At 59.0% G+C, this 16190-nt stretch carries 11 protein-coding genes and 1 pseudogene; 6 read left to right on the forward strand and 6 right to left on the reverse strand.

Annotation, left to right across the window (positions count from 1 at the left end; translation table 11 throughout):
• Positions 1 to 53: 53 nt before the first annotated feature.
• The 3 genes from JJE66_RS36580 to JJE66_RS36590 all read right to left on the reverse strand — a co-directional run bounded on the left by JJE66_RS36580 (position 54) and on the right by JJE66_RS36590 (position 3340).
• Entirely contained in the window at positions 54 to 1505 is a 1452-nt protein-coding gene (locus JJE66_RS36580; RefSeq protein WP_200520629.1) for a hypothetical protein, read from the reverse strand.
• 97 nt (positions 1506 to 1602) lie between these two features.
• Complete coding sequence (locus JJE66_RS36585) at positions 1603 to 2631, reverse strand: radical SAM protein (protein WP_200520630.1); 1029 nt, start codon at positions 2629 to 2631, stop codon at positions 1603 to 1605.
• A gap of 478 nt (positions 2632 to 3109) precedes the next feature.
• Entirely contained in the window at positions 3110 to 3340 is a 231-nt protein-coding gene (locus JJE66_RS36590) for a hypothetical protein (protein WP_200520631.1), read from the reverse strand.
• A 168-nt stretch (positions 3341 to 3508) separates the two neighbouring features.
• Between JJE66_RS36590 and JJE66_RS36595 the strand changes: the two genes are divergently transcribed.
• Both JJE66_RS36595 and JJE66_RS39070 read left to right on the forward strand, forming a co-directional pair.
• Positions 3509 to 3763, forward strand: coding sequence for a hypothetical protein (locus JJE66_RS36595; RefSeq protein ID WP_200520632.1), 255 nt, complete (start codon positions 3509 to 3511; stop codon positions 3761 to 3763).
• Between the two features lie 639 nt (positions 3764 to 4402).
• Positions 4403 to 4507, forward strand: a pseudogene (locus tag JJE66_RS39070) (4-hydroxythreonine-4-phosphate dehydrogenase PdxA); the annotation flags it as partial.
• A 481-nt stretch (positions 4508 to 4988) separates the two neighbouring features.
• Here JJE66_RS39070 and JJE66_RS36605 read toward each other — a convergent pair.
• Together JJE66_RS36605 and JJE66_RS36610 are read right to left on the reverse strand one after the other, a co-directional pair.
• Entirely contained in the window at positions 4989 to 7433 is a 2445-nt protein-coding gene (locus tag JJE66_RS36605) for a CoA transferase (protein WP_200520634.1), read from the reverse strand.
• A gap of 1159 nt (positions 7434 to 8592) precedes the next feature.
• A complete protein-coding gene (locus tag JJE66_RS36610) occupies positions 8593 to 9882 on the reverse strand; it encodes an aminotransferase class I/II-fold pyridoxal phosphate-dependent enzyme (protein WP_246756856.1) in 1290 nt (429 codons plus the stop codon).
• 478 nt (positions 9883 to 10360) lie between these two features.
• On the opposite strand from JJE66_RS36610, the gene JJE66_RS36615 reads away from it, so the two are divergent.
• Complete coding sequence (locus JJE66_RS36615; protein WP_200520636.1) at positions 10361 to 11596, forward strand: acyl-CoA dehydrogenase family protein; 1236 nt, start codon at positions 10361 to 10363, stop codon at positions 11594 to 11596.
• 161 nt (positions 11597 to 11757) lie between these two features.
• Positions 11758 to 12816 (forward strand): phosphotransferase family protein, encoded by a 1059-nt coding sequence (locus tag JJE66_RS36620; protein WP_200520637.1) that lies wholly within the window; start codon positions 11758 to 11760, stop codon positions 12814 to 12816.
• Between the two features lie 143 nt (positions 12817 to 12959).
• On the opposite strand, the gene JJE66_RS36625 is transcribed toward JJE66_RS36620, so the two are convergent.
• The gene (locus JJE66_RS36625) at positions 12960 to 13757 is read right to left on the reverse strand and encodes a formyltransferase family protein (RefSeq protein ID WP_200520638.1); all 798 of its coding nucleotides are present in this window, start codon (positions 13755 to 13757) and stop codon (positions 12960 to 12962) included.
• 397 nt (positions 13758 to 14154) lie between these two features.
• On the opposite strand from JJE66_RS36625, the gene JJE66_RS36630 reads away from it, so the two are divergent.
• The gene (locus JJE66_RS36630; RefSeq protein WP_200520639.1) at positions 14155 to 15285 is read left to right on the forward strand and encodes an ABC transporter ATP-binding protein; all 1131 of its coding nucleotides are present in this window, start codon (positions 14155 to 14157) and stop codon (positions 15283 to 15285) included.
• A 2-nt stretch (positions 15286 to 15287) separates the two neighbouring features.
• Entirely contained in the window at positions 15288 to 16154 is an 867-nt protein-coding gene (locus JJE66_RS36635; RefSeq protein ID WP_200520640.1) for an ABC transporter permease, read from the forward strand.
• Positions 16155 to 16190: the final 36 nt, after the last annotated feature.

Consider the following 16190-nt stretch of genomic DNA (forward strand, 5'->3'; position numbering starts at 1 on the left):
CAAACACTGCAAGACAGAGTGCCGAGGGCGCGCTGAAGCCAAAGCGGCGACATTCATGCCGGCACTTTGCTGAGGTCGCCTAATGGGGTCGCTTGATTTCGCTTCGCTCCATCCGTCGTGAGCGCCGCCAAATAGTGAGCAAAGAGCGATATCGTTCGGGTGTGCGAATCAAGGGAACTCTTGTCGCTCCGTCCCGCCAGCCAATCGTCAAACAGCCTTTTGCGGCCAGCGCCGAGATCAGCGTTTCGGACAAGCGTGTCCCGCGCGGGATAAGTCCGTTCGCGTAAAACTACGCCTCCGAGGAAGCCGGCATTCCGCCATACCGTGATGTGCGCCTCCCTTCGCAGTTGCGGATGACCTTCCACGCTTAACTGTGGGCGCTTGAAGATCCTGGCCTCGATCGCTGCGAAGGGACCGATATTCAAGCGAATGGTCTCGGACCCGTACCGTCCGTTCTTGTTGTAAATATCGGCCGGCAGTTGCCGCCAATTGCGCAACGACACGCTGGTCTGCAGAAGGTCGAGGCGAAACAGGCAGACGGTCTCGCGGCTTCCGGGACGCCTTGCGGCTCCAGACGAGACAATATCCGTCTCACCCCAGAACGGTGGCGCCGGAAACTGTGCAGCGCCTGGCGCATCGCCACGAAGCCTGCGGACCGCATCCGGGCCAACCTGCCCGACCTGGTCGGCGGCGGTCGCCCGGTGGACATCAAGCTCGACCGCCAGCCTCCCGAAGTGGTCCTCATTGTGAGCCAGCAGACCGGAGAGAATATCGATGTAGTGATAACCGGAATGGCAAAGCATTCCGTAGCCGTAGCGGTAAGGATGGTCCTCCCGGGAGAGGATCTCCTCCTCCGTGTTCCAGACTCCCGCGTGATGCTCGACACCGATGTAGGTGACCGGCGTGCCGAGGTTTCGGGAGGCGCGGCGCGCATAGCGTCCAATTAATTCATACACTGCGTTGTAGCGGCGCGGCGTCATGACCACGCAACGGCCGCCAGTCCGATCGCAGATTTCCTTGAGCTCGGCTACCGCATCAACGAGACGGTCCGCTGTAGGGCGTCCATTCGACCCCATCGGAAGAACGACGGGCTTGTCGACCAGGCAATCAAGGCCAAGTCCAAGAGCCGCGCGAAGGTAGCCCAAATGAGCCTTGGGTTCGGTCGAGACGATGACTTTTGCGCCGGGACGTGCAAGAGCCGTCAGGACGTCCTCCCCATGGCCGGAATACCAGATCGCCCGTCGCCGGAGATCGGGTACCCATGAGAGGCCCGCCGGCTTGCAAATGCGGGTCCGGAAAAAGGCATCCACATCGTCTCGCGCACTGTCGAGCTCGACGACATGGAAGGCCGATGCTCGACCGCTGGCCACGGCATCCTCGATCAGAGGAATATATTTCGCCCGGGCATAAGCACCGAGCCCGACGAGAATGATATCTCCTCGCATGCCTTCTGATACTCTCTCACTTTTCTCAATCAGAACTTCGGATGCGATGAGGGCAGACACTTGGTCGACCTGACGGATGCTGATAGGGTGAGATACTGCCTCCTCGCACGCCGAGAACCGCCGATATGGAGACGCCTTGAGTCCATCGATCGCTACGTCATGCGCAGGCGAGCGCACGGTTCTCGATATTCTTCAGGAGGGCGACCTGGCTCGGGCATTGGCCGCAGCCGCTGTTCGCCCGAAATTTCTTCAGAGCCGGCGAGGTACGCCAAACCTTCTCCAGGTCGAATTCCGGCGATCGGATATTGCCGAGGAGGAACTCGCGGCTATCGGGATCCCCGACGACGAAGGAACAGGGATACAAATCGCCGTTTGTAGAGAGGTAGACCGCGGTGGCACCACAGTCGCATTCGGTATATCTGACGTTTGGCCGCGGCTGCGAGGTATCGACGAAAATCGGCGGCGGCAGTTCAAGTTGCGCAGAGCTGGGCTGCGCAGCAATCTCCATCAGGGCTTCTTGCAGCTCTCGAATTTCGTCAGCCGATCCCAAGAGCGCATCCTCATTGCCGAGGGCAACGCCCGAGGCGAACATCGGCTTGACCCTGAAGGAGTAGACGCCGATTGACGACAGGAGCCGGTAGGCGTCAAGCGCCTCACCGATGTTGTGCCGGTTGGCAGTCATCCTGGCCTGCACCAAGGCCCCGCAATTGGCCGCCTCAGCCATCTGCCGGAGCGCAGAATCGTAAACCCCCGCCTTGCCCCGGAAGCGGTCCACCGTGTTTCGCTTCGCACCGTCAAAACTGAACTGGAACGTCAGCTTCTCGCGATCGTCAAAGAACGAGGCGACGTCACAAATTGGCACTTGGCCGAGACCCCCTGTATTCAGCTGGACGTGAAGCCCCCGCTTGTTTGCACGGGCCATCACGGCTGCCGTGCGAGGAAACACGTGCTTGAGAAGCGGCTCGCCACCCGTCAATGAGACTTTTCTCAGCGAATACTTGTCGACGAGAAGGTCCACGAACTCCTTCATCTCCTCGATGGATAGTTGTGATGGCTCCAAAAGCCGCTTGTATTGATCCCGATACTCTTCGGGAACATAGCAGTGCTCGCAATGAAGATTGCAGTAGAAGGACACACAAATTCTCGCGTGGTTGAAGACAATGGGTAGTGGATGGTCGCTTGGCATGGCATCCTCCCGGCTTTCTGCCAGAAAGGTTGCAGCAGGATTTATGCCAGTGCGACGCGCCGAATCGCTGACGACTTTGATGGTGCAATGTCGCATTCAAAACAGCTTGGCGGATTCGCGACATCAGGCGTGTTTGGTTTGAGACAGACGCACGCGCACGCTCCCCAGTCACCAAGCGGGTCTACAAACTTCCAACAGCGCGCCCGGCTCCATCGGCGTTTTCAGCCGCGGCATTGGCAGCGATGAGCAATTCATGTCCTACCCAATAAAAGTCGCCTCATCCGTCCCACCGACCACAACGCGTCGATGAGCAGAGCGCGGTCAGCGAGCGCCAATTACGGGAACAGCTCTTCTTGCGCGTTACGGAGCAGCGACTTCTGACACTTCCTACTAGTGGGGGAAGCCGGCGTAACCAGAACGAGTTGTCGCGTAACACCCGTTCGATTTCTCTCGGGATTAGCGAAGCCCGTTAAGCCCGTCACGGCGTGCAAGAGACGATGTCGGACGCGCGTTCGTAAACCACGCCTCGCATCGGCTTCGCGAGTGGCACACCGATTGCTGAAACGAAGAAGCCGCCGGCAATACGGTGGGTCGATTCCGAAGTTGCCAATGAAGCTAGCCCGATGACTCCTGATGTTTGCGCCGACGAGACAATGTCGACGTTGGCGCTACCTTCGTCAAGCGGCTCGCTGTCGCTTGCAAACAGCAACGGACCACGACGCGTTTGCTGCAGGTCGGCGCCAAGCGGACCGTTCTAACGAGAGGCAGATATTGGCGCGTTGCAACCCAACGATCCTGTGCCGCCGACGTTTGAGCCATATGGATCCGGCAGAGGTTCGCTGAGATGCATACCATCGAGCTTAGAAGGATGATGATCATGAAGCTCGACGAACCTCCTTCGTGCAGGCCCGCAGCGCCGACCGTCTTTGTTGGCAAGAACCGTCGCGGCAACTGGATTGCCTGCGAGCAGAACGGCATTTTTGGCGGCTTCTTCGTGAACCGCGCCGAAGCATTGAAGTACGCATTGCGCGAGAATGGTTATCATCCAGAAACGATCGTCGAGCTGTCACATGAAATCGAGCTCGATGTTTCCGTCAGTCCGGACATCATGGGTACGACGTGCGTAGCTTGATCCGTCGAGGGGGCGATTGAGCAGGGTGACCGCCTGAGGTTCTTTTCTGGTCGACGAGGGGCGGCAGTCGCTGATATCACGGTTGCGCACGGCTAGCATGTCACCGAGGTGACGCGCCTAATCATGCCGGATCTGCCGCGCTCGATCATTCGAGGCCCGCCGCTGGGTCGGCCTCGCAGTGATATCGAAATCGGAGCCCACGGCGCACCGAAAGTGTGACGCACGCTGCTCAAACGATAATAGGTTGGGCTTCGAGACCACGACACGAGACCCATCCGCATCTTGCCATTACCCTAGGCGATCTCGCCCGCATCGGCCCGGAGATCATCACCAAGGCCTGACATACGCTGCGATCGCGAATCGAAACGAGTGTCCTGCGGCTGTTGATCATTGGCAGCGGTCGGGCGCTGAAGAGCACCGCCACACAGTTGGAAGCGAAACCCGACAAAGGAATGGCCGAATTTCTACCTTCTCCAGGCCGATGAAGAGGACGAGCCGATCAAAGGAGAGTGCTGTCGGCCGACGCAGCCTCTTCGCGTTCAAGGCCGTAGAGGGCGCGTTCAACTGACCCTGCCCGACGCACCGGCGACATCGTGACCACACCCTTGCACGAGGAGGCTCTGAACAGGCTATCACTATCCCGGCCATACCGAGATGCTAGCCGCGCTCAGGGGCATCAAGGGCTCAGTGATGATGCTGCCGGACGACAGCATGCGCCTCAGTCATGTCTCCACGCGGATCTGATTAAAGCTGAAACCCATGCCACGCCTAATTTGCGCGCTCATTAAGTGAGCGGTGTTCTACCCGCTTCTCGTCGTGAGCGATCTCCCCGATCGGGCGAAACGCCTCGGTCAGTTTGGCTCCCCTGGCGAAGCAGCTTCAGCCAGACGAGACTGACGAGCACGATCGGCCAGCGCGAAATCGTTTGGTGTGCCCTACGCTTCCGCGCGTGTTTCAGGCGCTATCGCGATCGACACGAGGCAAGCACCCTTGCGATATGCACATTTGCGTGCGGTTGGAGGAACACAGCAGTAGTCCACCTCTGAAGTAACGCAATCCGCGATGTACGCGCCCAGCGCGTTGGCCTAGCCCGCATCATTGCACGCGAATATGTGCGCATGCCTCTAGGACAACAAATTGACTCATCCTTGCGGCCTGATGAACGGCTGACCATCCGGTGCTGCACTGCAACTTCTGTAGGTTTGTCAATTTGGCTAACGTCGACTTATGACGAAACTTTCTTTGATTTTGCGAGCTCCGCGTCCGATAGCATCTGGGTGCCGATGATGCCCTCCTTTGCCAAGTGACCGATCTCGGTGTCGGAGAGCTCGAGAAGCCCTGATAGGATCTCTTTATTATGTTGTCCCAGCGTCGGTGCCGCTGTGCGGATCGCATATGGCCGCGCACCTTCACGAATCGGTATCGAGGGTTGCGGATGCGGGCCAATGAAAGCGCGTTCGACTTCATGCAGAAATGCACGGGACTTGAGATGTGGATCGTTGAGCAGGTCAATTGGCAGGTGAGCCACGCCGGCGGCGACCCTTGTGGCCTGCAACTCGGACATCGCCAGATCCGCATTCCGGCTGAGCGTCCAGGCTTCGATAGCTCTCTCGATCAGATCCTCGATCCCGCGGCGGGCTTCCGCGGATTTCAGCGATGTGTCTGTGGCCCAGTCTGGCCGGCCGATCAGAACGGCGAGTCGCTGCCACATGTCGTCATCGGTCGCGGCTACCATGATCCAGTTGTCCACACCCACACACCGGAAGCAGCCGTGCGGCACAAACTGAGGATGTCGATTGCCGTATCTTGTCGGCGGCAGACCGCCGATCGACTGAACGGTGATCCATGGCGCCGCGAAGGGCATCATGCATTCGATCTGCGCCAAATCGATGAACTGCCCCTGACCACTGCTGCGGGCGTGAATCAACGCGACCAGAACCGCGGCGCAGCCGTTGAGCCCACCGACCGGATCTCCGAAGGCAGTGTGGCTCATAACGGGTGGCCCACCGGGGATTCCGACTACGCCCGGCAATCCCGATGCCTGTTCGAGAGTCGATCCGTACGCCCGGCAATCGCGATGGACGCTGTTCGAACCAAAGGCTGACATCGACATCATGACGATGCGAGGATTGAGCGCTTTGAGAACGTCGTAACCAAGCCCGAGCCTTCGCAGGACATCGACGGAAAAATTGTCAGCGACAATATCAGCTCGCGCCAACAGCCGTTTGGCGAGAGCGAGACCTTGCGGCCGCGTCAGGTCGAGTGTGATACCGCGCTTGTTGCGATTCATGATACAGAAGCGCACCGCCTTTTCGTACATTTGACCGTCAACGTAAGCAGCCCGCCTGTCAACGCCGCGCCACCAATCTGGATATTGTATGGCCTCGATCTTGATTACATCTGCACCGAGATCAGCCAGCGTGCGCGTACACAATGGCCCCGCCCAGCCCATCGTGAAGTCGATTACTTGAATCCCAGCCAAAGGCTGCCTGCGGGGATCGGCACAGCCAGATGAACCCGCCGCATTGAAGGACGGATTTGTTCGGTTCCTTGCGAAAGCCTGCTGCTCGCCGGGAGCCGGAACCTTGCCGCCTCGACGAGGGCCCGTCAATGTCAGGCGCTGCATCGAACCAACAGTTAAGCCCTCTTCTTCGCCAAGCAACACGGGCACAATCGCGCCACGCGCGCTTTTCTCGGTGTCGAGTAGCAAATCAGATATTTCGGGTACTGGCACGATCGGAATCTTCCGTTGCAGTCCCTCTACAAACCACTCCTGCGCCGTCCGGGCTTTAAGCTTCGGCAGAAACTGTCTTTCGATCTCGTCCACGTATGGCAGACGATCTGCACCGAGGACCAGACCCGGATCATCACGTAACTCCGATAAACCGAGCATATCGCAGAATGATCGCCATTGCGCAGGCGTTAACGTTGTAACTCCGAGCCATCCTTTTTTGGTTTCGTAAATGCCGGCCGGAAACATCGGCCAGAAGCGGTTAATGCCGATCCGGCGTGTCATTTCGTCTCGAACATGGGCTTCGAACATGTGATTCTCGCTGAGAGCGAGGTTCGCTTCAAAAATGCTGACCGACCACGATCGCCCTGCCCCACCCTGCGTCCGAGCAACAATCGAAGAAGCCACGGCTATGAAAGCCCAGAGGCCTGCAAGGATGCCCGTCTGGAAATCCGGAGCGTACAACGGCGGCCCCTCAACCGGACCGACCAGCTTGATGAGCCCGGCTAGCGCACGTACCGTCGAATCAGTTGCCGCGAATCCTGCATAGGGCCCGCGGCTGCCGAACCAGCTCGCTTCGATGTAGATCAAGCTGGGACGACGTTGCCGGATGGTGGCGACATTAATGGACTGGCAATCTGCGGGATCGACATCGCGACCGTCGATCAGAATGTCACAGCTTTCAAGTAATGCCATCAACCTCGTCATCGCGTGTTGGTCGGCCGGATCGATGATAACGCTTGACTTGTTGAAGTTCAGGAAAGCAAACCACGCGCTTTGGCCCCCCGGCGTCAGTGGCGCGGCGCGGCGAAGTGGGTCCCCTGGGGGCGGCTCGATTTTCTGAACATCGGCGCCAAAATCGGCAAACAACCGTGCGCAATAGCTTGTTGTGGCCGAGCTTCCGATCTCAACGACTCGCAGACCTGAAAACACTCCCATGATGACTCCAAAGTTCCGACCATGCTGCTGCCACGAATCATTGCCTGTTAAGCGATAGGACGCTGTCGATGCGCAGAGGACGGCGCGGCTTTACTAGGCACCGACGCGTGGATGGTTTGCGATTGGCCCGAGGTGGCGGCAACGTGACCAAGGGAACCGGCTCGGTACACGGCTGCCGAATGATAGCATAAGCAAGATTCTTGATCGATTTTGGATGGGGACACTCGCGAACTCAGACCATCAGCATTCAAGATCGATGCTGTTCACGGGCCAATTTTACACACTGCATTCCACACCAACAGTAAGTCTCTTAACCGCACCTACACGTCCAAGTGTTGATGGCTCTCCGAGCAACAAGCAAGGACTGCGCCAGCGCGGACTGCGGTGGAGCAATAGCTGCTGCGGAATTGGATGACGTGAACCCGGCCGGTGTTGTCGGAATGTTTGACATCAGAATACATCTACAGAGAGAGGCGTTTTGTTCTTATTGAGAAGAACGTAAAGCTGTAAAGTACGCAGCGGCTTTGCAACCGCCTATTTCGTACGCCACGCCATGTATGCCCCATTGAAGACGTGCGTTGTTCCAATCCGAGAAGAGCAGCTCACAGTCAGTGGGTAAAAGTTTGCGAGCAGGCGAGTTTGTGGTGCCGAGCGAGGCGCGCATCAAAAGCTCTGCGAACGTCGGGCGATCGCTCGAATAAGGAAGGAAGCCGGTGCGGTCCCTTCCAGCAGGCATCGACGAAGGCAGCTGGCTAGCCGACGACTCGGCTGCCTAACGAGGACGATGCGCACTGATCCATCAGATTAACGCGCAGTGGGCTCGAATCCGCTGGTCGGACATACAATTGGTGGGATTGTTGAGGTTCAAGTCCGAAGTGAAAATTGATTTGATTGAGTGCGCCCCACTAAGCACCGGTGCAATATGCCCGATCCCAGCCTTGGCACCGGCGCTTCGGCTCCAAAGGGCGGCAAAGGCGTCGGACACGTCCGAGCGGGCGGGGACAACCCCTTGCGAGTATTTATTCTCGGCAACGATGCGCGAAGGACGTTGGCCTGAAAAGTAAAAACATGCCTCGAAGTCGAAGACCGACCTGGGACCTGGCGAACCTTCATGTTGTTGCATAGAGCCTTCACGAGCTATTCCGCGCGAGCGTCATCGTTATCTGACGGAACGGGCCGGTCCTTCTGGGGGGGCGGCGGTCGTGTCACTCATTCCCAAGATGCAGTCGCACAACCGCTCTATATCGCGGGTCTCATGATCGGCCGTAATACACACTCGGATCCCCGCCCTTCCCTGCGCAACGGTGGGGAAGAACGTCACCGACGTATAGAACCCAGCATCGAGAAGCTCTCTTGCGATTGCAATCGCCTTGGCTTCTGATCCTGTTGCGATCATTCTGATCGGAAGTGAATTGCCTTGCTCTGCAGTTAAGACGCGACGGTCAAAGAGCTCGATGCGTTGCGTCAACCGCCTCTGCCGCTGACCGAGTTCTTCCGAACGGTGAATCTTGCACGAGCCAAGTGCCGCTCCAACTGCCGCTAGATTGGGAGGTACCGAGAATGCGTAGGGGACGGAATACCGTCGAAACAGAGCCTCCTGGTCGGGCGTCCCGAGCATCAACATGCCGCCTGATGCGCCGAACCCCTTGCCCAGTGAGGCTGCTATGATCGTCCGGTCACCGAGCCGGTGCGGAAACTGGGAGCGAGCAAATCCTTCACCGTGCCGTCCAAATAGCGATGTGCCATGTGCATCGTCGATGTAAAGAAAGAGGCCATAGCGCTCCTGAAGTTGATGCAGTTCGTTGATCGGCGAATGGCCTCCCATGGAGTACACTCCATCGCATACATAGGCGACCACCGGCTCCTGGCGGCACAGGCGTTCGAGAGCGTCAATGTCGTTGTGCGCAATCGTTTCCACCCGTGTTTCATCAGCGACCACGGGCTTGTGATAGGCGAGCGAGACGTGCGCAATGCGATCGAACACAACGACTGGTTTCCTTCCGCCCGTTAGTTGGCCAGATGCAAGGAGGGGCATTGCGCCTAAATTGGCGAGCATGACTGTGGAATAGGTAAGCACGCGCGCGCAGAACATATCTGACAGCGTTGCTTCAAGCTCTGCGAGGAGGTCGAAATTGAGTCGCGTTCGCGCGCAGGACCAGTGCAATGATCGATGCGCCTCTATCGCCTCTATCGCGCCAGCGACGATCACGGGATGGTTGTCGAGGCCCAAGTAAGAGCATCGCACGAAATCAATCACCTGCGGTCGACTTTCAAGCGAGCCGGAACCCAAAGCAAAAGCCCGTCCGATCGTTGAGCGTCCATGGATACCCATGAGGCCGGCCGCATGGGCCGCATCGAAATACCTCCTGCTCTCCTCGATCACGTAGGCGGTGTTACGAAAATGTCCGGTCGGCCGACCACCTCTAGAGAGCACATCTTGTTGCTGCATTACATTCTCCATTCCATCTGCGAACCCGTCGCCTTCGATAAGCGCGGCGCAATGGGCGGTCTAACGAAATCGGCGGAACTTGAGATGCCGCGCGAGGCATTCCGGGCAGCTCGGTCGTCTGCTCCGGCCACCAAACCACTACCGACGCCACTTGTGCAGCTACCAAGTCAGATGGGTTGGCTAGATCGAAGCGCCGCGCAATGTAGGAGGTGATAAGGAACGATCGCGCACTGGCCAGAGGCCGGTGTGGCAAATGTCTTCGCCATGATGTTGAAGTGACGGGCTGTAGCGGCCTTACTCCACCCCTCGAACCACAAAAACAACTTGGCACCTCGACCCTTCAGCGTCATGGGCATTCTTGTGGGTGTCTGTTCGGTTCTCCGCGACTCGCTCATGTTCGGCGAGTTCAGATTTCTCGGCTAGGACAGAATGGACAACAGCAATGCGGCTCAAATTCTCAAAATTGAGGAGTCTCTTTATGGATTTCACCATCTCGCCCAAACAAACGGAATGGCTCGAGCGCGTGCAGTCCTTCATGACCAAGCACGTGCGTCCGGCGGTGCCTGTTTATGACGAGCAGGATCGCAACGGCGAGCGCTGGAAGGTGATCCCGGTCCTGGAGGACCTCAAGAAAAAGGCGAAGGCCGAGGGCCTCTGGAACATGTTCATGCCGCCGAACGAACATGAGGATGACGAATTCCGCGGTGCAGGATTGACCAACCTCGAATACGCGCTGCTGTCGGAGGAGATGGGCCACATCTCCTGGGCCTCGGAAGTGTTCAACTGCTCCGCGCCCGACACCGGCAACATGGAAGTGTTCATGCGCTACGGCTCCAGGGAGCAGAAGCGCAAATGGCTGCGGCGGCTGATGGACGGTGAGATCCGCTCCGCCTTCCTGATGACGGAGCCGGCGGTGGCCTCGTCGGACGCCACCAACATCGAGACCCGCATCGAGAAGGATGGCGATCACTACGTCATCAACGGCCGCAAATGGTGGTCGTCCGGCGTCGGCGATCCCCGCTGCAAGGTCGCGATCCTGATGGGCAAGACCGATTTCAACGCCGCAAAACATCAGCAGCAGTCGCAGATCCTGGTTCCGCTCGACACGCCGGGCATCAAGGTCGAGAAGATGCTCCCCGTATTCGGCTTCGACGGCGCGCCGCACGGCCACGCCCAGGTGTTGCTCGAGAACGTGCGCGTGCCGAATGAGAACATCCTGCTCGGAGAAGGCCGCGGCTTCGAGATCGCGCAGGGCCGTCTCGGCCCGGGCCGCATCCATCACTGCATGCGCACGATCGGCAAGGCCGAGGAGGCGCTGGAGAAGATGGTGAAGCGGCTTGCCTCGCGCACCGCTTTCGGCAAGAGGATCGTCGAGCATTCGGTGTGGGAGCAGCGCATCGGCGAAGCTCGCACCAACATCGAGATGACGCGTCTGCTCTGCCTCAAGGCCGCCGACATGATGGACAAGGTCGGCAACAAGATCGCGCAGGCCGAGATCGCCATGATCAAGGTCGCAGCGCCCAACATGGCCCTGAAAATCATCGACGAGGCGATCCAGGCCTTCGGCGGCGCGGGCGTCTCGGATGAAGCGGGCCTTGCCAAGGACTACGCCCACATCCGCACGCTGCGGCTCGCCGACGGTCCGGACGAGGTGCACAACCGCGCCATTGCCAGACTTGAAGTCCGGAAGTATGCAAACTCCTCCAAGCACTAAGGACGGTGGAGAGCGCACCCTCGCTCTCGTTGCCGTCATTCCGGCAAGGTCCGAAGAACCACACCCGGAATCTCGAAATTCCACAATGCGCAGTTGCGGATAGCGGTTCGCCTTTTCGAGGCGCCCCGAAGCGACGGGAAATAAGAAAAACGGGGAGCGTCATGGCTGGCGGCGTCAAGAAAGACGAGGAGTTCTCGGGCACCAAGCCGGTCGAGGAGCGGCATCGCATCGACGAGCTGCGGCTCGAGGCCTGGATGCGCGACAGCGTCGAAGGCTATGAGGGCCCGCTGGTCGTCCTTCAATTCAAGGGCGGTCAGTCCAATCCGACCTACCGGCTCAACACGCCGAAGCGCTCCTACGTGATGCGCCGCAAGCCGTTCGGCAAATTGCTGCCCTCTGCGCATGCGGTCGATCGCGAATATCGCGTCATCGCGGCGCTCGGCAAGCAGGGCTTTCCGGTCGCCCACGCCTACGCGCTGTGCCAGGATGACAGCATCATCGGCGCTGCCTTCTACATCATGTCGATGGAAGAGGGCCGCGTGTTCTGGGATCCGTCGCTGCCGAGCCAGGATAACGATGCCCGCCGCAAGATCTTCACCAGCAAGATCGAGACGCTGGCCAAATTGCACATGTACGATCCCACAGCGATCGGCCTCGGCGAGTTCGGCAAGCCCGGCAATTATTTCGCGCGCCAGATCGACCGCTGGACCAAGCAGTATCGGGCGTCCGAAACCCAGCACATTCCGGAGTTCGAGAAGGTCGCCGAATGGCTGCCCAAGACCGTGCCGGAGCAGGCCCGCGTCTCGATCGTCCACGGCGACTATCGTCTCGACAATATGATTTTTCACCCGACGGAACCGCGCGTGCAGGCCGTGCTCGATTGGGAGCTGTCGACACTCGGCGATCCCATGGCCGACTTCACCTATCTGCTGATGCAGTGGGTCATGCCGGGCCTCGACGGCGCCGACGTCAAGGCGCTCAACATCCCGAGCGTGGAGGAGGCCGCGCAGATCTATTGCAACGTCACCAGGATGACGGTGCCGGATCTTAACTGGTACTTTGCCTACAATCTGTTCCGCCTCGCCGGCATCACGCAAGGCATTGCGGGCCGCGTCCGCGACGGCACCGCGGCGAATGCCAAGGCGCTGGAATCCGCCAAGCGCACCGTACCGCTGTCGAAGGCGTCGTGGGACTACGCGCAGAAGGCGGGCGCGGTGTAGACAAAGCTTCCCAACCAACTCACCGTCGCTTGTCGCAAAGCGCAAGCTTTGCACAATCAGGGTGAAATCATCCTATGCTGGCGAAGAGTTGTGGGAGAGAGCGATCCCGGAATCACATGCGAACTTCTCGTCACGTTCGAACCTCAGCCTCGGGAAGCACTACCGGAACGAGTGTCGGGCCCTCCGTTTGCCTGAACCCTTTCAACGAGCCATTTCGGTGGCGTGATGCGCGGAGGAAGGAACAGGGCGCGATAAAGCCGGTTGAGTTGTTCGGCGCTGCGTGGAATGTCGGCCGATTCCAAGAGCTCGGTCATCATGCGCTTGGAATAGAAGCGAGGCTCGCGCTTACCCTCGCCTATCAGCGCGGCCTGAGATTGCCGGGTAAGGGATCCATCTAATAGGCGCAGCCACACCTCACAGAAAAGCGCGTAGGCATAGTGTTGCGCTCTGGTCTCTAGGGAGAGAGCAGCCTCTGAGGGCAACACGGGGAACTGCAACTCGCCGATAATATCCCCCCTATCAGCCAGCTCGGAAAGGTAATGAACGGTCACTCCGAAGCTCTTGTCGTCATTGAGTATGGCATGCGTCCGCGTAAAACTGCCGCGGTATTGGGGCAGTGGAGCCGGATGGAGATTGATTCCTCCTTGATCAAAGCGCGAAAGAGTATGGGCGGAGAATATCTTGGGCCAAATCACGCTGACAAGAAAGCTTCCATGGCAGGGAATGTCGTCGATTGACTCGAAATATGGTATTCCATATCGGTCTGCGACTTCCCAAAGCTCTTCGGTGGTTTCGTCGCTCCACCACGTTTTCTCGTTTCGGTTTGCGCCGAGAATTGCTGAGACTAGATCTTTCCCGCAGGTTTCGATGATAAACAAAATGCAACGGGTTGCGAGTCCCCTGGTGCCAACAAATACGAGTCTCTTACCTATAATGGACATTCTGGACCTCATCTCCTACCAAACAGCCTGCTCGGGCAATCCCCGTAATCAGCAAGCCGGCAAATGTCGTAAGATGCATCACAAACTTCCTCCTCTTCGGGAAGCTTGCAAACCGTATGATCAACTTAGTTGGCAGGACCCGACAAGACCGTAAACTATCATTTCTAGCAGATTGAAAAACCTCGATGGGAGAGCAACGCTGCGCCACAGCCGTTCGCCGAATACATGGTCCCAGCGAGCGCGGTTGACCTCCGTGCCGATGGCGACGCGGTTGCTGGCGAGGTGAAATCTCATTATGAATGATACACCAAACATCAAGGATCGCGGGCCTCGCCTACTGGACTCTGCCGGTCACGCTTGCACGTCCTCTCGGGCATCACTCAAGACCGTTAGCCAGATGTTGAACAGCATGTACTCCCGTGTCTCCGGCCAAGCGGCCCTCAACCGCGGGACGATCGCGTTTCGCGGCATCACCAAGCGATTCGGCTCGGTCGTCGCCGTCGACGGGATCGACCTGGAGGTTGGCGCTGGCGAATTCCTCTCGCTTCTCGGTCCATCAGGTTCGGGCAAGAGCACATTGTTGATGATAGTGGCCGGATTCGAAACGCCGACGTCTGGTTCGATCGCCGTAGGCGAGCGGGACCTCACGTACGTCGCGCCGAATAAGCGCGGGATCGGTATGGTGTTCCAGCGCTACGCCCTGTTTCCGCACATGACCGTCGCGCAGAACGTTGCCTTTCCACTCAGAATGCGCGGCGTGCTCAAAACCGAGATCGGCCCCCGCGTCGAGCGCGCGCTCGCGCTCGTACACTTGCAACACTATGGTGCCCGGATGCCGGGCCAGCTTTCCGGCGGTCAGCAGCAGCGCGTCGCGGTGGCGCGTGCGCTGGTCTTTGAGCCGCGGGTGCTGCTGATGGACGAACCGCTCGGCGCACTCGACAAGAAGCTGCGCGAGGAACTGCAGATCGAGATCAAGAAGCTGCATGAGAGGCTCGGGGTCACGATCATTTACGTGACGCATGACCAGGAAGAGGCGCTGACGATGTCCGATCGCATCGCCGTGATGGACAAAGGCAAAATCCAGCAGGTCGGTAGCCCAACAGCGCTCTACCATGCCCCCAATAGCAGCTTCGTCGCCGACTTCATAGGCAAGATGAACTTCCTCAACGGCTACGTGCAGGCAATCGACGAAGCCCGGGTGAATATCCTTGTCGCCGGCGGCATCGTCGGAATCCCGCGCTCGCAGCTCGCGCCCGGAACAGCGCTTGTTACAGGGCAGCCAATTCGGATCGCCGCGCGTCCCGAAAGCATCGCCGTTACGGAGACCTCTGCGGGCTCAATTTCCGGCGAAATCGAGACGTCTGTCTTCCTGGGCTCGCACCGCAAGCTGATTGTGCGAACCGATGACGGAACGCAGCTTCAAATTCAGGTACCGTCCTCCTCTCGCGCCTCCAACGAGCCGAGGCGCGGCCGGACTCATCTCACCATCGATGCGACAGCCGTCCGCCTGTTTCCGCACGAGGTCTGAGCATGGAACCCTCCCCGAATACCTCATCCGACATATCGAATGCCGGGCAGCTTTCGCGTGGCCTGTCGCTCGGTCTGGCCTTGCCACTTGTCTTGCTGCTCGGCTTCGCTTTCCTCCTGCCGATCGGCAAGCTGCTGCTGGGCAGCGTCTTCGCGCCGAAGGCGACGGCCGAGCACTATGTAAGGATCGCGCAGGAACCGGTCTTTTTACGCATCCTTCTGCGCACGATCCAGACCGCGGCCGTCGTCACGATCTCCTCCTTCATACTCGGCTATCCGGTCGCGATCGTGATGGCCCGGCTCCAAGGACTGGCCGCCATGCTGATCGGGGCCTGCGTGCTGATCCCGCTCTGGACGAGCGTGCTGGTGCGATCCTATGCTTGGATCGTGCTGCTTCAGCGCAACGGCATCGTCAACAGTGCGCTCAAGAGCTGGGGGCTGATCGACCAACCCCTCCGGCTGATCTACACTGAGGGCGCTGTCATCCTAGCGATGACGCATGTGCTCCTGCCCTACATGATCCTGCCGATCTTCACGTCAATAAAGTCAATCCCGCCGGAGCTCGATCGCGTTGCGCGCAATCTCGGTGCCTGTTCTTGGAGGAGCTTCGTTTCCGTCACACTCCCGCTCAGCTTGCCCGGAATCTATGCGGGCGCGATCATGGTGTTCATTCTCTCGCTTGGCCTCTACATCACTCCGGCCTTGGTCGGCGGTCCGCAAAACCTGACCATGGCCACACTGATTGGCCAGCAGACGACTGATATGCTGAACTGGCCCTTCGCCGGAGCGCTCTCCGGCCTGCTGTTGGCGGTTACGCTCGCTCTCGTCGGGGCGTTCAAGCGATTCCTGCGTTTCGGAAAGGGCGCCTGATATGCCGGTCACAGCCTCTACCTTCCCGACGTACAG

The organism is Bradyrhizobium diazoefficiens, assembly GCF_016612535.1.
Classification (GTDB): domain Bacteria; phylum Pseudomonadota; class Alphaproteobacteria; order Rhizobiales; family Xanthobacteraceae; genus Bradyrhizobium; species Bradyrhizobium diazoefficiens_C.